Source organism: Pontimicrobium sp. MEBiC01747 (assembly GCF_053601635.1).
The window spans coordinates 1-17633 of record NZ_JBSHNS010000554.1 but is presented as its reverse complement, the minus strand read 5'-3'; the positions used below and the strand labels follow the sequence as shown (position 1 = coordinate 17633).

The following is a 17633-nucleotide window of genomic DNA, read 5'->3' as shown; positions in this document are numbered from 1 at the left end:
AAATAATTATTTTTGCGCAAACAACAACAAACTATGACTATTTTAATACTTGGTTCTGGTGGAAGAGAACACACTATTACTTGGAAATTGGCACAAAGTCCAAAAGCAAAACAATTATTTGTAGCACCAGGGAACTCTGGTACTGCCCAAATAGCAGAAAATGTAAATATAAAAGTTACAGATTTTGAAGCAATTAAAGCCTTGGTTCTAGAAAACAACATTAATATGGTTGTTGTAGGGCCAGAAGATCCTTTAGTAGAAGGTATACATGATTTCTTTTTAAATGATGATGCTTTAAAAAACGTAGCAGTTATTGGGCCACAAAAAGCAGCTGCAGAATTAGAAGGGAGCAAGGAGTTTGCTAAAGAGTTTTTGTTTAGGCATAATATACCAACGGCAGCATACCAAAGTTTTAATAAAGATACTGTTGAAGAAGGCTATACCTTTTTAGAAACATTAAACCCCCCTTACGTATTAAAAGCAGATGGTTTAGCAGCAGGAAAAGGAGTTGTAATACTAAATGATATTAATGAGGCTAAAGCTGAGTTAAAATCTATGTTAGTAGATGCTAAGTTTGGAAACGCAAGTACAAAGGTTGTTATTGAAGAGTTTTTAGATGGTATAGAATTAAGCTGTTTTGTATTAACAGATGGTAAAAACTATAAAATATTACCAACAGCAAAAGACTATAAACGCATAGGAGAAGGAGATACAGGATTAAATACAGGAGGAATGGGTGCCGTTTCGCCAGTGCCATTTGCAGACGAAGCCTTTATGTCTAAGATAAAAGAACGCATAGTAATTCCAACCATACAAGGACTAGAAAAAGATAATTTACCATATAAAGGGTTTGTATTTATTGGCCTAATTAAAGTAGGTAATGATCCTTTTGTAATAGAATATAATGTACGATTGGGAGACCCAGAAACCGAAGTCGTGTTACCGCGCTTAAAAAACGATTTAGTAGACGTTTTTGAAGCCATAGCTAACCAAACGTTAAACACTATAGATATAGAAATAGATGAGCGTGCAGCAACTACAGTAATGCTAGTGTCTGGAGGTTATCCAGAAGCCTACGAAAAAGGAAAAGTAATATCTGGGATTGAATCTGTTGAAAACTCAATAGTATTTCATGCAGGAGCAACAGTAAAAGAAGGTAAAATAGTAACCTCTGGAGGAAGAGTAATGGCTGTAACTAGTTATGGAGAGACTTACCAAGAAGCCATAAAAAAATCTTATCAAAATATAGAAAAACTACATTTTGATAAGATGAATTATCGAAAAGATATTGGTTTCGATTTATAAGATAAAATAACGATTATAGGTAAGAGTGTGATGATATGCTCTTATCTTCTTCGTTATTGGCATTAAATTTCTTTAATTGAATCATCCAGTAAGTTATTGCAACAGCACCAACAATCATAAAAATCCAATTCATAATATTTGCAGACCACCAATTTTCAAGTTCTTGAGCTCTAAAAGCATCAAAAGGAGCAAATAAAACGTTTACAAATAAATCTTGGATTGCGTAAAATAAATCTTTCATATTAGTATATTTATAAGGCAAAAATACAAAAACAGATAATGATTACAAGTATTTTTAGTAAATCTAAACCAATTAATTTTTTAATTGTTTTTTTCATTTCGCTTTTAGCCTTTTTTGTAGCTATTTTAAAGTTTGATGAAACTGAATTAACAGCAAGCTATATTGTAAAATTAAACCTTGTTTTTCTGTCTTGTTATTTTTCGATTTTATTAACAGATTTTATAGTAAGTAAAAATTATTTATCGCAAAAAAGTAATTACGAAGTTTTCTTTTTTAGTTTGTTTTTACTTCTTTTTCCTAAAGTTTTTTTGCATATAGATATTGTTTTAGCTAACCTTTTTTTGCTATTAGCTATACGCCGTTTATTAAGTCTGAGGTCTCAAAAAGAGCTTGTTAAAAAACTGTATGATGCTGCTTTATTTATTGGTATAGCAACACTTTTCTACTTTTGGGCGATTTTATTTTTTGTTATTATTTTAGTCACTTTATTTTTTCACTCTAAAAATAAAATAGAACATTGGTTCGTTCCAGTATTAGGCATTATAACTGTAGCTCTAATTGCTTCGGCGTGTTCGGTTATTTTTAATAATGATTTCTTTTCGATATTAAATATTACTCCAGAGATAAGTTTAGATTATAGCTATTATAATTCAACACAGTATATTGTTGCTATAACATTATTATTTTCTTTTGGTATTTGGTCTTCTGTATATTATTTAAAAGCTATTAAAAAGAAAAAAAAGGTATTGCGGGCTACTTATAGAATTGTGTTTGCAACAAGTTGTATTGCCTTTTTAGTTTTGTTATTATCGCCAGAAAAAGATGGTAGCGAGTTTTTGTTTTTATTTGCGCCATTAGCTATTATAATTACTAATTATGCAGAAATGATTAAAGAGAAATGGTTTAAAGAGGTGTTTATATTAATAATAGTAATTACACCATTTATACTGTTAATGCTGTAATTTCTCCCCAAAAGCTAAATCGCCAGCATCTCCTAATCCAGGAACAATATAGCCTTTACTATTTAATGTTTGGTCTATAGTGGCAATCCATAAATGCGTATTATTAGGAAATTTATCCTTAATAAAATCAATGCCTTCTTCTGCCCCAATTACAGCAACTAAATGTATTTCTTTAGGCTCTCCAAAAGGTTTTAAAGCTTCATAAGTTGCGACTAAAGATTGTCCGCTAGCAACCATTGGATCTGCTAAAACTAAAGTCTTACCTTCTAAATTAGGGCAAGCTAGATATTCTACAATAATTTCAAATACTTCAGGATTATCTTTATGGTGTCTGTATGCAGAAATAAAAGCATTTTCAGCTGTATCAAAATAATTTAATAAACCATTATGTAAAGGAACACCAGCTCTTAAAATAGAGCATAAAATTACATTATTTTCTGGTAACTCCATTATGGCTTTGGCTAGAGGAGTTTGTATCGTTTTAGAATTGTATTTAAAGGTTTTGCTCATTTCGTAACCCAAAATTTCTCCAATGCGTTCAATATTTCGTCTAAAACGCATGCTATCTTTTTGGATAGATTGATCTCTTATTTCAGAAATAAATGTATTTAAAATAGAGTTTTTAGAAGATATATTGTGTATAATCATAATAACAAAACTTGATTTTTAAGAATGTAAAGTTAATTATTTACTAGCAGAGTTACATTTATCTATTATAAGATTCTTATATAATTTGCGTAGTTTTGCGTTTTAAAATTATATAATATGTTTACAAACAAGGCAAATGCTATTTTTCAAGATGTAATAAATAAATACCATGTAATAAATACGGTAGATCAAGAGTTTACCAATGTTTATGATAAGAATGAGCATTTAATAGAGCATTTATTATATAGAAAATGTTGGATAGATACAGTGCAATGGCATTATGAAGACATTATTAGAGATCCACAAATAGATCCTGTAGCTGCCTTAACTTTAAAACGTCAAATAGATGCTTCTAACCAAGACAGAACGGATATGGTGGAGTATATAGACAGTTATTTTTTAGATAAATATGCAGATATAATCCCTAAAGACTCTGCAAAAATAAACTCCGAAAGTCCAGCTTGGGCAATAGACAGATTATCTATACTTGCATTAAAAATTTACCATATGAATGAAGAAGTAGAAAGAAAAGATGCTTCTGAAACTCATATTGCAACCTGTCAAAAAAAATTAGATATTTTACTAGAGCAACGTGTAGATTTAAGCACTGCTATAGATGATTTAATTGCAGATATAGAAAAGGGAGATAAGTACATGAAAGTTTATAAGCAAATGAAAATGTACAATGACGACGAATTAAACCCTGTATTAAGAAACCAGAAGTAATAAAACTTACTTATTGTGTTAATATAACATGCCGAAGCCAAAACATATTTTAGTGATTCGTCTTTCGGCTATGGGAGATGTAGCCATGACTGTTCCGGTCTTGCGGGCATTAACCAGCCAATACCCAGAAGTTAAGCTTACAGTTCTTACACGTGCTTTTTTTAAACCATTTTTTCGCGATTTACCCAACACTTCAATATACGAAGCCGATTTAAAAGGAAGACATAAAGGTATCTTAGGTATATTTAAACTATCTAAAGAATTAAAGGCGTTAAAGATTGATGCAATAGTTGACCTACATAATGTATTAAGAACTAAACTTCTTAAGTTTTTTCTATTTGGAAAAGTGTTTAAGCAGATAGATAAAGGTAGAGCAGAGAAGAAGTTATTAGTAAAAGGAGAAATTTTTAAGCAACTAAAAACAACTCATGAACGCTATGTAGATGTCTTTAAAGAGATAGGTTATTTTATTGATTTATCTAAAAAAACAGATATTAGAACTAATAAAATAAATGATACCGCTTTAAAATTAATAGGTAATAATACCAAAAAATGGATTGGTATTGCCCCTTTTGCACAATACAAGTCTAAAATGTACCCATTGGATTTGCTTGAATCTGTGATTAAAAATCTATCTGAGAATTATAAAATTTTACTATTTGGAGGCGGTATAAATGAAGAGGAAAAGCTTAATAAGTTTCAAAATAAGTATAGAAATGTCGTTAACTTAGCAGGAAAGTTTAATTTAAATGAAGAATTAAATATCATTTCTAATCTAGATGTAATGTTAGCTATGGACTCAGGGAATGCCCATATTGCAGCAATGCTAGGAGTAAAAGTAATTACTATTTGGAATGTTACACACCCTTATGCAGGCTTTGCTCCATTTGCACAACCAGAGCAACACCAAATACTTCCAGATAGAACGAAATACCCTTTAATACCTACCTCTATTTATGGAAATAAATATCCTGATGATTATGAAGATGCGGCAAGAACAATTACTCCAGAAACAATAATACAGCGATTAGAAAGTATTATATAAAAAATGTCTCACCGAAAGATGAGACATTTTAATTTATAACAATCTTAAAATCGAGTATCATCCCTTAAACTAACAAATCTATTTTTAGAGTTATAAACTAAAATAAATTTAAGCGTTTTGTCGATAAAAAATACTTTTAAATGAGAAAAATAATATCATTTCGATAAAGTGTTTGTTTTTATAGATTAAAAGTATTTTAATCGTTAACAACCTGTAGTTTACTTTCGATAGCTTTTAAGCTAATTACTTTTTTGATTCTATTAATGTTTTAAGAGATTTATTCTGTTTCTTTAATTCCTCTACAGCCTCTTTTAATAACTCTATTTGCTCTTGTTGTTCTTGGATAGCTTTTACTGTTACTGGTATAATTTGATAAGGCATTATGCCTTTTGGTTTAGCATAGGTAACTCTCGTTTTTCTGTCAGATTCATCGAGATGTACCCAATCGGAAGTTTTAACAGCTTCTGGAATAACTTCTAGAAGCTCATTGGCATAGAAGCCCAGTTTAGTATCTTTCAAATTGTCTGGTATACTAGTTTTATTAACAGTAGATGTATTGTCTAAATAAGAGATGGGTTTCAATCTTAATATTTCAGACAACCCTCTTTGACTTAAATTTGATGCCCTTCCACTATTTCTAGAGTATGTATTTGTTGGTGTGATAAAGTCATCTGCGTAGACATCATCCCACATTCTTGTGGTTCCAGAAAAAGGATCTGCTCCTAGATCAGCTCCAAGGTTAGTCATGGGGCTAAATGCACCACCTTCATAGAATAATTCGTTGGTTCCATCAACGATATATTCTATGGAGCCTAAAGCTATTGAAGTTCCTCCAGATGCTCCATTATAGGCGCCTAAAACAAACGTTTTAGTAAATGGGCCACCTCCATATGTATCGGTAAATGTGGTTCCATCGTCAGCATCTACAAAAGCACTACCAGAGCCAAAGTTTATATAGCCTTCTGCAAAATTCGTAGTCATAGCGGGTTGGCCAGCATTGTCTTCAAAAGTAATATTTCCTGTTCCACTACCCTCAAAATATAAATCATTAGTATTTAAATCTAAATAAGTAGCATTAGTTAGAGTGCCACCTAATCTAACAGTTCCTAAAGATTCTGTCAGTCCGTTCGTAAAAGTATAAATTCCAGTTCCTCCAGAAGTTGGTATAGTTACTGTATTGCCATTGGATATGCTTAATTGGTTTCCAGTTATAGAAAGTGTTTGGCTATCTGTGCCAGAACCTCCGTTGGGAGCCATCCATGTTGCATAGCCATTGGCATCACTAGTAAGAACATAACCAGATTGTTGTTGGCCATCCTCTAGCCTAAAAGTATAGCTACCTGAACTGGCTGTAGAGGTCTCTGTTACTAGAACATTATCTACAGTGGCACCGTAAGCATATGTTCCAATATACTCTAGCCTTATCGAGTAGCTTGTGCCGGCTGTTACGGTTAATGTTCCAGAATAAGAGGTGTCTGTATCGCCTCCAGTATTTATATTTACAAGATTTGCTCCAACTTGTGAGATGCCATCATGTAAATAAACTCTAAAAGAATCTGCTCCAGAAGAATACTCTCTAACAGCATAATCGAAAGAGAGGTCTACAGATGTTGTTGTTGGAGTAAAATTAAGTAAAGCAGTAGCATTTTGATTGCACCCAGAATCGTCAGAATCAATATATAAATAGGGACCAACACAATTAGAACATTCGTATGTGGCTGGGGCAGAGCTACTGGTAATCCAACCTGTGGTAGTTGTACATGAAGTATCTGGGGTATAGTTTTGGATAACAGTGTAGCTTGAAAAATCTTCATTAATTAAATTAGTAGTACCACCAGTGCTTCCTAAAGTTGTAGTCCCAACTATATGTAAAGTTGCATCAGGAGATGTTGTACCAATACCTACTTGAGAATAGGCAAGAGTAGTTAGTATACTAAACAACATTAGAATAAAATGATTTGTTTTCATGGCGTTTTTTTTGATTTTTTCAAATCTATAGATACTATGTATAAAAGAAGATTTGATGATGTACAGTATTACGGAATCAGTACTATTTTCCCTATATTTGGTTAGTTGTCCCAGCTAATTTTATGAAACCTGCAATAATTACAATATCCTTTTTGGTCTTTTCAATGGCTCTTTTTCATTATGCTAAAAAGAAGAGAAGCAGAATAGAGCTCTTTTTTTACCTGTCTTGGTTTTTGCTTTTTGGTAGTTTGATTGTAGCATCAGATTATAAATCTGTTTTTGTAGAAGAAGTAATAAATGTTTTTTCTCTACTGTTTTTTGTTTGGCTTACGTTATTACCTCCATTATTATACAACATAGTGTATGATAGGTTGAAAATAGGGGTGTATGATAATAAAAATTATTATTTACCAGCAGCGTTATTTCTTATCAATATTTTCTGCTTAATATATTTTGGTATAGAAAAGGACGATGATAATTTTACATACGAAGTTGTAGAAAATGTAATGAGTTATTCCAATTATGTAATTATTCTATTTATTTTTCCTATATCAACAATATACTACAGTTATAAAGCTTATAAACTACTCAAATGCATACCTTCCAAGAAATTTTATATAGAGGATAAGAATAAGTTTTTCTTGTTTTGTTTCGTTTTACTTTACGATGTTTACATATTGATATGGATTATTCAGAATTATTTCATATCAGATTCGTATTTAAAAACAACGTTGAAGTTTTATTACATACTATATTTTATAGTTTCATATTATTGTGTATGGAAGGTTGCTCATTCTCAAGTAATGGTCGATGATAATGAAGGGGAAGATTTCGATAGGGTTTTGAATGATATAAATGAAAAACTCATTCAAAAGATTAAGATGGAGAGTGTATTTTTAAACTCAAAGCTTACGGTTAAAACATTGGCAAAAGACATAGGAACAAATGAGAAATACCTATCTCATTTAATAAATAAGAGATATGATAAAAATTTCTCTAATTTTATCAATGACTACAGAATAGAATACTCAAAGAAACTACTAACCGACAAAAATCATCAAAATTATACAATTGAAGCCATAGGGGGATTGTCTGGTTTCAATTCGAAATCTGGTTTTAATTCAACTTTTAAAAAATATACAGGGTATACACCCTCGCAGTACAAGAACAAAGAAAGTTTGTAATAAGGGTTACTTATACATCATCATAATCTACTGTTATTTTCGCTGTAGTAGGCTGTGCTTGACATGTTAACACTAAGCCATCTGCAACTTCACTATCGGTAAGAATATTGTTTTGTCTCATTACCGCGTTACCTTCTGTTATTTTTGCAATACAACTACTACAAATACCTCCTTGACAGGAGTAGGGCGCATCTAAATCTTGATCTAAAGCAGCTTCAAGTATGGTCTTTTTTTGAGACATTTTAAAAGTAGCTTCTTCATCATCAACAATAACTTTTATTAAGGTATTGCCGTCTGCACCAATATTTTCCTCAGCATTAGTTGGTGTAGAAGCTTTAAAAAGCTCGTAAAAAATAGAAGAATCTACAATGCCGTTTTCAGATAGGACATCTTTAACGGTATTAATCATAGCTTCTGGTCCGCATAAGTAAAAGGCATTAATAGTAATATCTTTATATCTATTTTTAACAATTAAGTTAACAGTGCTTTTTTCTATTCTTCCAAAAAGAGCATTTTGCTCTTGTGCTTTACTATAAACGAATTGTATAGTAAAACGATTGCTGTATGTGTTTTGTAGTTCTAATAATTCATTTAAAAATATAGTGTCTTGTATTGTTTTGTTTCCATAAACTAATATAAAAGTACTATTAGGCTCGTTTTCTAAAACTGTTTTTGCAATACTTAATATAGGTGTAATCCCACTACCAGCAGCAAAAGCTGCAATAGTTCTGGTTTTAGAAGCATCAGCTTCAAAAATAAAACGTCCGTTTGGTGGTGCAACCTCTAAAGTATCACCTTCTTTTAAGTCATTGTTAGCATATTTAGAAAAAGTACCATTCTCTACTTCTTTTACAGCTACTTTAAAAACACCACTTTTAGGAGAAGAACATAATGAATAGTCACGTCTTACGTCGTTACCATTAATATTTGCTTTTAAAGTGATGTATTGTCCAGCTTTAAATGCAAAAGTATTTTTTAAATCGTTAGGAACATTAAATGTAAGCGTAACACATTTAGCAGTTTCTCTATGTATATTTTGTATTGTAAGTTTATAAAATTGAGACATCGTATAATTTTTTTGTAAAAATAGTGAAGCCGTTTTAGTTAAATAAACCAATTATGAAAAAAATAATACATAATTTTCTTATGCATAAGAAAATTATGTATATATTTGTGTTATGAGCAATTCAAAATTATATAAGGGGAGTTTAGCGACCATTATTTTAAAACTTTTAAATGAGAGTGATAAAATGTATGGTTACGAAATAACTCAAAAAGTTAAAGAGATAACAAAAGGTGAACTAAAAATAACAGAAGGTGCTTTGTACCCCGCGCTGCATAAGTTAGAAGCAGAAGGTTTACTAGATGTAGAGGTACAAAAGGTAGATAACAGACTCCGTAAATATTATAAGTTAACAGAAAATGGGACTAAAGAAACCGTTAATAAGTTGGCAGAATTAGAAAGTTATATTAAAACAATGCAAGCATTAGTTAATCCTAAATTTAGCTTAGAATAATGAATACATTAACAAAAGAGAATATAGAGTTTATAGATAATTACCTGGGTAATTCGGGGATTATTTATAATGATGTTAGGTTAGAGATGATAGATCATATTGCTACAGAAATAGAAGAGCAAATAAGAACGGGTGATGATAGATCTTTTTATGTTATTTTTAAAGACTATATGGTGAAAAATAAAAAGACCATATTAGATAATTACAGGATATTTATAAAAGCAACAGATAAAAGAATATTAAAAACACTTTTTAAGGAGTTGTTTTCAATAAAAGGAGGTTTATTGTTTATAATAATTGGGTTGATATTATATTTTGGACTAAACCAATTAGAGGTTCAAACTTTTAATGATCTTGTTAGCAATGTTACGGCCTTTTTAATATTGGGGTTTATTTTGATGAATATAATAACCTGGTGGAAAAATAAGATAAGATATTCTGCCTTAGAACGATTGCTGATTGTTTTCGGGATGTGTTTCTTATATGTGTATATAATTTTCAATTTTAAATATAACCCTGATTTTTCTAAAGGCTATACCTATGTTTATTTAATAGGGAAATCTATTTTATTTATACTGCCTGTTTTATTCTTAATGACAGCTGTTAAATTTAAAAAAGAATCTGAACTAAAGTTTAAAAATATTATTTAAGTGAAGCTCTCTAAAGAAGAAATACAGTTTATAGACCAATATTTAATTAAGAATGGCGTGAAATATTGGGACGTTCGTTTAGAGTTATTAGATCATATAATTTTAGCAGTTGAGTACAAAATAACAAACGAAGGCATTTCTTTTAATGAAGCATTAATTGAAGTTCATAAAGGATTTGGTAATACTGCTAATACTTATGGAGTAAGTTTAACATCTATATTTAATAAAGCATTATATAGTGATAATAAGGGTTTTAATAAATTCACATTATCAAAGCAAAAAGAATTAGGGAGAAAGCTAAGAAAACAAATATGGAGAACGGTATTGGACAATTTTAAAACACCTAAATTTTTATTAGAATATATTGTAATTGTCTTCTCGTTAATTATTGTCTTTCAGAATTCAGAAAAAGCAGCATTAATTTTAGGGATAGCTTTTGTTTTTGTACCCTATACTTATATTCTTTTATATGGTGTTAATAAAAAATTCATTCGTAAATCATTAAACATGAGCCTAGTTACAAACCAATTATTTGGTTTAGTTATGCTTGTGCAATTGCCTTTAAATACAATGAATCTTTTTTATGACAAAGGAGAGCCTAAACCTTATATTATATTTATAATTATGATTTTTGTGCTATACCCTTTTGTTAGAGCAAGTATAGATACCTATCTAAAAACAGCTAATAAATATAAAACATATTATAAATTAATGCATTCTTAATTTAATATGTAGTTTCATTACTATATTATACAGTTACATTAGTCTAGTGTTATTGCAAGAAGAGGCAGAATACTTGTTAAAAGAAACCTATATAGAATATAGTTTGTAACAATTTTCAGTTTTATAATACTAACATTTAAATCTAATCAAATAATAATATGTTTAAACGTTTTATAAGTTTAGAGTGGAAGCAATTTAGGCGGGCTTCCTATTTCCAAAAAGGATTGGCAATTAAAATATTACTCTTTTTAGCTGTGTTATATTTTGGAGGGGCGGCAATTATGTTAGGCGCAGGATTGTTTTTCATTCTTAAAAAAGCAATACCAACAGTCGATCCTATTCAAACAGTCAATAATTTTTTAATTTACTGGTTTCTTTTCGATTTACTTATTCGTTATTTTATGCAGCAATTACCAGTAATGAATGTAAAGCCATTAATGACGATTCCTGTTAAACGAAATACAGTCATTCATTTTCTGTTAGGAAAAACAAGTATATCGTTTTTTAACTTTTTACCATTATTTATATTCGTGCCATTTAGTATTGTGTTATTAGCGCAGGAATATCCAGTAATAAATGTGTTATGCTGGCTTTTGGCTATGGTAGCAATTACGCTTTCTAATAACTTTCTAAACTTTTTAATTAATAAAAATAATAAAGCCTTTTATGCTATTTTAACATTACTAGTCGCTTTTGTAGCTATGGAAGTCTATGGGGGCTTTAAAATATCAAAACCTATAGGAGTTGCATTTAATTATCTATACAACACCCCATATTTAGCTATTGTACCAACATTATTAGCTATTGTACTTTATAGAGTAAACTTTAATTATATAAAGAACGGATTTTATTTAGACGATGCTGTATCTAAAAAAGTGAAAGAAGTAAATGCAGCAGATTTATCTTGGATGAATCGCTTTGGAGCCGTGGCACCATTTATTAAAAACGATGTAAAACTAATATGGAGAAATGTAAGGCCTAGGCAAGTTATGTTTATGTCTTTTCTTTTTCTTTTTTATGGCTTAATATTTTACACACAAGAGACTTACAGAGGTATGCCTGCGTTTTTAGCTTTTGCATCTATGTTTGTAACAGGAGGATTTTTAATGACGTTTGGGCAATTAGTACCCTCTTGGGATAGCGAATACTATAAAATGTTAATGAGCCAGAATATACCATACAAAACCTATTTACAATCTAAATGGTACTTAATGGTTTTTGCGGTAATATTATCGTTTATTTTAAGCACACCATATATTTACTTTGGGTGGGATATTTTCGGAATGATCGCAGCAGGAGCATTGTTTAACATAGGGTTAAACTCTTTTTTAACACTGTATGGAGGTGTTTTAAATAGAGTGCCAGTAGAGTTAAATGTAAAAGCAAAAGCATTTAGTAATACAAATGGATTTAATCCTACCCAGTTACTTATAGCATTACCAAAGTTTTTATTACCAATGCTATTGTTTTATATACCCTATAAGTTAATAAATTATGAAGCAGGGATTATTACGTTAGCGCTAGGTGGAGCATTAGGAATAATTTTTAGAAACTTTATTTTTAGAAAAATTGAAGCAGAATACCAAAAAGGAAAATACAAAACAATAGCAGCTTTTTCAGAAAAAAAATAACACAACACTTAAACTAAACAAGATCATGATAATAACATCAAATCTTTCAAAAAAATATAATGATGTCACTGTTTTAAATATAGAAGGCATAGAAATACCAAAAGGACAAAGTTTTGGGCTAGTAGGAAACAATGGAGCTGGAAAGACCACTTATTTTAGTTTGTTATTAGATTTAATACAACCAACAACTGGCCATATAGAGAACAATGGTGTTATGGTTCATGAAAGTGAAGATTGGAAACCGTTTACCGCTTCGTTTATAGATGAAAGTTTTTTAATAGGCTACCTAACAGCAGAAGAGTACTTCTACTTTATAGGGGAGCTTAGAGGACAAAAACCGAGTGATGTTGATGCACTATTATCGCAATTTGAAGACTTTTTTCACGGGGAAATCTTAGGGCAGAAAAAGTATTTAAGAGACCTAAGTAAAGGAAACCAGAAAAAAGCAGGGATTGTAGCAGCATTAATAGGAAATCCAGAAGTAATTATTTTAGATGAGCCTTTTGCTAACCTAGATCCAACCACGCAAATACGATTAAAAGGAATCGTGAAAAATTTAGCCGAAAAACAAGGCGTAACGGTTTTAATATCTAGCCATGATTTATTGCATGTTACAGACGTTTGCGAACGTATTGTGGTTTTGGAAAAAGGAGAAGTTGTTAAAGATTTAAAAACAAGCGAAGCAACTTTAAAAGAATTAGAAGCACATTTTTCTCAAGCAAGCGAAGTGTAAAAGCCTTCAATTTTTCAGTTTAATTGGTAAAAACTGAAAAAGATGCTTATTTTTACGTGCTTGTGCGATAAATATATAATATTTGCGCAAGTTTAAAGTTTATGTATTAGACTAAATACAACAACGTTGAAAATAGCACTAAAACCCATAGTATTCGTAGCAGTTTCTGCAGTAATTATAACAAGTTGCTCTCGTAAAAAAGACAATTTTATAAGTAGAAATTTTCATGCGGTAACCGCAGAGTATAATACTCTATTCAATGGTTATGAAGCCTTAGAAAAAGGAAGAGAGAACCTTAATAATTCATATAAAGACAATTATTGGGAGATACTTCCTATAGAGCGTATGCAAATAGATGAAGATGCTATTTTGCCTGGGCAATCTAAAAACGAGAGTTTTTCTAAAGCCGAAGAAAAAGCCGTAAAAGCCGTGCAGCGACACGGTATGAATATTCAAGGAAAAGAAAAAAACCCTCAAATAGACGAAGCCTACTTATTATTAGGGAAAGCACGATATTTCGATCAACGCTTTGTACCAGCACTAGAAGCCTTTAATTATATTCTGTATAAGTACCCGGCAAGTAGTAATATAAATCAAGCAAAAGTTTGGAGAGAGAAAACAAATATTCGTTTAGAAAATAATGAATTAGCTATAAAAAACTTAAAACGTTTACTAGAGCAAGAAGAATTAAAAGGACAAGACTTAGCAGATGCAACATCGATATTAGCACAGGCCTATATAAACACAAAGTCTTTAGACAGTGCACTAACACAAATAAGTGTAGCAGCAGATGTTGCAAAAAAACGAAACGAAGAAGGACGCTACCGCTTTATACAAGGACAACTGTATAATGCGTTAAACGATAAAGATAGTGCTAACATAGCTTTCGATAAGGTTATAGAATTAAACAGAAAAATTCCTCGTAAATATCATATTGCTGCACATGTAGAGAAATCTAAAAACTTCGATTACGAAAAAGGAGACAAAATAGCTTTTTTAGAATACCTAACAGATTTAGAAGAAGACAGAGAAAACAGACCGTTTTTAGATAAAATTTATCACCAAATAGGAGAATACCACCTTAAAACAAATAACGACTCTTTAGCATTTGCTTATTATAATAAATCTATAAGAACCCAATCTCAAGACAAAATTTTAGTAGCTAAAAACTTTGAAACATTAGGAGATATGAGTTTCGATGCAAACGCATACAAAGATGCAGGAGCATATTACGATAGCACAATGACTAATATGGTTAAAGACAGTAAGCCATTTAGAGTAATAAAACGAAAAAGAGAAAATCTAGACGACGTAATACGATATGAAGATATTGCAGAGGCAAACGATAGTATTCTAAGACTTGTAAGAATGACAGATGCCGAACGCTTAAGTTATTTTGAAGAATACACAAGTAAGCTAAAAGCAGAGGCAGAAGCAGAAAAAGAACGAAAAGAAATTGAAGCTCAAAAACAAGGTTTAGCAATAAATAATACTGGAAGCGGAAACATTGTAACCCCTAAAGGAGGGCCAAATGCTGAATCTTCATTCTATTTTTATAATACGCAAACAGTAGGGTATGGTAGAAACGAGTTCTTAAAAATATGGGGAGAACGCGAATTAAAAGACAATTGGAGATGGTCTAGCTCTAAAGCATCAACAGGAATAGGCATTGCGTCAGGAACAGGAATTTTAGATGTAGATGCAAATAGCGAAGCTTTCAACCCGCAAACGTATATAGCTAAAATACCAACAGAACAGAAAGTAATAGATAGCCTGTCAAAAGATAGAAACTATGCCTATTACCAACTAGGGTTAATTTATAAAGAAAAGTTTAAAGAATATAACCTATCAAAAAGTAAATTTTTAAACTTATTAAAAAGCAATCCAGAAGAACGATTAATATTACCTTCTAAATATAACTTATATAAAATTTATGAAGCTTTAGGAGAAAATGGAGAAGCAAACATAGCTAAAAACGAAATTATAGTAAATTATCCAGACTCTCGTTATGCACAAATTTTAAGTAATCCAGAATCTGTAGCAGCTAAAGATGAAAATAGCCCGCAGAGTCTTTATGAAAACACGTATAAACTATTCGAAGAACAAAAATATGCAGAAGTTATAGAAAAATCTGAGAATTATATTACTGCACTCGAAGGAGGTGCTATCGTGCCAAAATTCGAGCTATTAAAAGCAACAGCATCTGGTAGACTATATGGTTTTGAAGCTTACAGTAAAGGTATAAATGCAATTGCAGTAGATTATGCCAATACAGAAGAAGGTGTACAAGCACAGGACATTATTAATAAAGCATTTAAAGTAATCTCTAATAAAAACTTTAACGATGATGCAGATGCCAAGCATTTTAAGGTAATATACCAATTTAAAAATGCAGAAAAAGAAGAGATTAACGATTTTGTAAAAGCTCTGGATGAAGCTGTGAAAAAAGTAAAGTATTACGAATTAACAACATCTATAGATTTGTACAACCCAAATACAACCTTTGTTGTAGTACATGGCTTAAAAAGTATAGAAGGTGCAAAAGGGTTTTCTCAATTATTAGAAGAAGGAGAAGGGTATAAAATAGAAAAACCATCGTTTGCTATTTCTTCCGATAATTATAGAATTATACAAATTCACAAAAACTTAGAAGCGTATTTAACAGCACAATAATAGCAAAGTATAATCCCCTAAAATTAATAGCAAATGTTTTCCGACAACAAAAAAGACAAAGGACAAGACGGTACCTCCATTCAAAATAAAATAGCAAAAGGCACTAAAATAGTAGGAGACTTTTCTAGTGAAGGAGATATAAGAATAGATGGTGTAATAGAAGGTAATGTAAAAACACCTGGAAAAGTTGTAGTTGGGAAAACAGGAGAAATTATTGGAACTTTAGAAAGCGCTAATGCGTATTTTGAAGGTAAATTTTCAGGAAAATTAAATTTAGCAGGAACACTAACTTTAAAATCATCTGCTCAAATAGAAGGAGAGGTAACAATACAAAAATTAGCTGTAGAACCTGGAGCTACATTTAATGTGTCGTGTGTTATGCAAACAACAATAAAGGAACTACAAAGTGGCTCAAAAACCAAAAAAACAGCTTAAGCATATAGCGGCATTATCTGGTATAGCCATACAAATGGGAGTTACCATATACCTGTTTATTTTATTAGGCAAATGGTTAGATAAAAATTATAATCCATCAGGAAAAGGATTTCTAATAGCTTGTACTTTATCTGGTGTAGCTATTTCTTTGTATGCAGTATTAAAGCAAATAAACAAACTAAACTCTTGACTCTAAGAAATCTATTAATCAACCTCTTTGTTGTTCTTGTAGTAGCCACGGTGGCTTTTTATCCACATTATTTTATTAATAATATGATAAAAAGCCCGATACCTTATACGTCATTATTATATTCTTATTGTATCAATGTATTATTAGCTAATGGAGTGATAATATTAATATTCTTATTAAAGAAGAAATTAAAAGATCAATTAGGCTTTGTTTTCATGTTAGGGAGTATGTTTAAGTTTGTTTTCTTTTTTATTTTATTTTATCCTGATTATACATCTGATGGAAATTTAAGCAGATATGAGTTTTTTACTTTCTTCATTCCATACATAATATGCTTGATAACAGATAGTATTATTTTATCCAGATTTCTTAATAGATTAGACTCAGATAATTAGCAAAAAAAAGGAGTTTAAAATAATATGAAATTTTCTTTTTTGATTTTGATATAAAAGCCTACCTTTGCAGCGATTTTTAAGCCACTATTTATAATAAGTGATATGCAGAATATTTTTTCTTTAAAAACAATTTGTTTATTGTTTTTCTTTGTAACAGCTTTTTCTTTCGCAACAGAAGGAAAAAAAACTGATGATGGAGATATAAAAACTGAAATAAAAGAATACATAAATCATCACTTACTTGATTCGCATGATTTTAGTTTGTATTCATACACTGCCGACAATGGGGAGCATAAATATGTAGGGTTCCCTTTACCTGTGATACTTTGGGATAATGGGTTAAAAGTGTTCTCTTCTTCTAAGTTACATCATGGAGAAGCTGTAGTTGAGAAAGATGGTAGTTTCTATAAATCATACCATGGTAAAATATACAAGACAGATGCAAACGGAACTCTTAACTTCGACGAGAAGCATCATGCAACTAACGATAAGCCTTTAGATTTTTCTATAACAAAAAATGTTTTTACCATATTTATGGTAGCACTGTTAATGTTTTTTATGTTTAGCCGTATGGCAAAAAAATATAAAAATGGGAGTCTTCCAAAAG

The 17633-nt window shown here is 30.7% G+C and carries 18 protein-coding genes and 1 pseudogene; 15 read left to right on the top strand and 4 right to left on the bottom strand.

Annotation, left to right across the window (positions count from 1 at the left end; all coding sequences use genetic code 11):
- Positions 1–33 precede the first annotated feature (33 nt).
- Positions 34–1305: a phosphoribosylamine--glycine ligase gene (purD, locus tag ACVC2P_RS18410; RefSeq protein WP_452599913.1), complete on the top strand. Its 1272-nt coding sequence runs from the start codon at positions 34–36 to the stop codon at positions 1303–1305.
- 13 nt (positions 1306–1318) lie between these two features.
- On the opposite strand, the gene ACVC2P_RS18405 is transcribed toward purD, so the two are convergent.
- Positions 1319–1546 carry a DUF6341 family protein gene (locus ACVC2P_RS18405; RefSeq protein ID WP_452599912.1) on the bottom strand — a complete coding sequence of 76 codons (228 nt, stop codon included), beginning with the start codon at positions 1544–1546 and terminating at the stop codon, positions 1319–1321.
- Positions 1547–1584: 38 nt separating this feature from the next.
- Here ACVC2P_RS18405 and ACVC2P_RS18400 point away from each other — a divergent pair, with 38 nt between their 5' ends.
- The gene (locus ACVC2P_RS18400; protein ID WP_452599911.1) at positions 1585–2508 is read left to right on the top strand and encodes a DUF6427 family protein; all 924 of its coding nucleotides are present in this window, start codon (positions 1585–1587) and stop codon (positions 2506–2508) included.
- On the opposite strand, the gene upp is transcribed toward ACVC2P_RS18400, so the two are convergent.
- Positions 2497–3156, bottom strand: coding sequence for a uracil phosphoribosyltransferase (gene upp, locus ACVC2P_RS18395; RefSeq protein ID WP_452599910.1), 660 nt, complete (start codon positions 3154–3156; stop codon positions 2497–2499). The two genes, ACVC2P_RS18400 and upp, sit on opposite strands and share 12 nt — an antisense overlap.
- Positions 3157–3273: 117 nt before the next feature.
- Here upp and ACVC2P_RS18390 point away from each other — a divergent pair, with 117 nt between their 5' ends.
- Both ACVC2P_RS18390 and ACVC2P_RS18385 read left to right on the top strand, forming a co-directional pair.
- A complete protein-coding gene (locus ACVC2P_RS18390) occupies positions 3274–3882 on the top strand; it encodes a DUF4254 domain-containing protein (RefSeq protein ID WP_452599909.1) in 609 nt (202 codons plus the stop codon).
- Positions 3883–3910: 28 nt separating this feature from the next.
- A complete protein-coding gene (locus ACVC2P_RS18385; RefSeq protein WP_452599908.1) occupies positions 3911–4927 on the top strand; it encodes a glycosyltransferase family 9 protein in 1017 nt (338 codons plus the stop codon).
- Between the two features lie 243 nt (positions 4928–5170).
- On the opposite strand, the gene ACVC2P_RS18380 is transcribed toward ACVC2P_RS18385, so the two are convergent.
- The gene (locus ACVC2P_RS18380) at positions 5171–6895 is read right to left on the bottom strand and encodes a hypothetical protein (RefSeq protein ID WP_452599907.1); all 1725 of its coding nucleotides are present in this window, start codon (positions 6893–6895) and stop codon (positions 5171–5173) included.
- 122 nt (positions 6896–7017) lie between these two features.
- On the opposite strand from ACVC2P_RS18380, the gene ACVC2P_RS18375 reads away from it, so the two are divergent.
- Positions 7018–8079, top strand: a complete 1062-nt coding sequence (locus tag ACVC2P_RS18375) for a helix-turn-helix domain-containing protein (RefSeq protein ID WP_452599906.1) — start codon at positions 7018–7020, stop codon at positions 8077–8079.
- Positions 8080–8089: 10 nt separating this feature from the next.
- Here ACVC2P_RS18375 and ACVC2P_RS18370 read toward each other — a convergent pair whose 3' ends face one another.
- The gene (locus ACVC2P_RS18370) at positions 8090–9145 is read right to left on the bottom strand and encodes a 2Fe-2S iron-sulfur cluster-binding protein (protein ID WP_452599905.1); all 1056 of its coding nucleotides are present in this window, start codon (positions 9143–9145) and stop codon (positions 8090–8092) included.
- 112 nt (positions 9146–9257) lie between these two features.
- Here ACVC2P_RS18370 and ACVC2P_RS18365 point away from each other — a divergent pair, with 112 nt between their 5' ends.
- The 10 genes and pseudogenes from ACVC2P_RS18365 to ACVC2P_RS18320 form a co-directional block, all read left to right on the top strand.
- A complete protein-coding gene (locus ACVC2P_RS18365) occupies positions 9258–9596 on the top strand; it encodes a PadR family transcriptional regulator (RefSeq protein WP_452599904.1) in 339 nt (112 codons plus the stop codon).
- A complete protein-coding gene (locus ACVC2P_RS18360) occupies positions 9596–10246 on the top strand; it encodes a hypothetical protein (RefSeq protein ID WP_452599903.1) in 651 nt (216 codons plus the stop codon). The genes ACVC2P_RS18365 and ACVC2P_RS18360 overlap by 1 nt, the downstream gene beginning before the upstream one ends.
- A complete protein-coding gene (locus ACVC2P_RS18355; RefSeq protein ID WP_452599902.1) occupies positions 10247–10969 on the top strand; it encodes a hypothetical protein in 723 nt (240 codons plus the stop codon).
- 158 nt (positions 10970–11127) lie between these two features.
- On the top strand, positions 11128–12600 hold the full coding sequence (locus tag ACVC2P_RS18350; RefSeq protein WP_452599901.1) for a DUF5687 family protein: 1473 nt from the start codon (positions 11128–11130) through the stop codon (positions 12598–12600).
- Between the two features lie 25 nt (positions 12601–12625).
- Entirely contained in the window at positions 12626–13333 is a 708-nt protein-coding gene (locus tag ACVC2P_RS18345) for an ABC transporter ATP-binding protein (RefSeq protein WP_452599900.1), read from the top strand.
- Between the two features lie 126 nt (positions 13334–13459).
- Positions 13460–16006, top strand: a complete 2547-nt coding sequence (gene porW / locus ACVC2P_RS18340) for a type IX secretion system periplasmic lipoprotein PorW/SprE (RefSeq protein ID WP_452599899.1) — start codon at positions 13460–13462, stop codon at positions 16004–16006.
- A 33-nt stretch (positions 16007–16039) separates the two neighbouring features.
- Entirely contained in the window at positions 16040–16441 is a 402-nt protein-coding gene (locus ACVC2P_RS18335) for a bactofilin family protein (RefSeq protein ID WP_452599898.1), read from the top strand.
- A complete protein-coding gene (locus tag ACVC2P_RS18330) occupies positions 16413–16631 on the top strand; it encodes an AtpZ/AtpI family protein (protein ID WP_452599897.1) in 219 nt (72 codons plus the stop codon). Before ACVC2P_RS18335 ends, ACVC2P_RS18330 begins: the two co-directional genes overlap by 29 nt.
- Positions 16562–17026 carry a DUF6168 family protein gene (locus ACVC2P_RS18325; RefSeq protein ID WP_452599896.1) on the top strand — a complete coding sequence of 155 codons (465 nt, stop codon included), beginning with the start codon at positions 16562–16564 and terminating at the stop codon, positions 17024–17026. Before ACVC2P_RS18330 ends, ACVC2P_RS18325 begins: the two co-directional genes overlap by 70 nt.
- A 102-nt stretch (positions 17027–17128) precedes the next feature.
- A pseudogene (locus tag ACVC2P_RS18320) lies at positions 17129–17633 on the top strand (F0F1 ATP synthase subunit A); the annotation flags it as partial.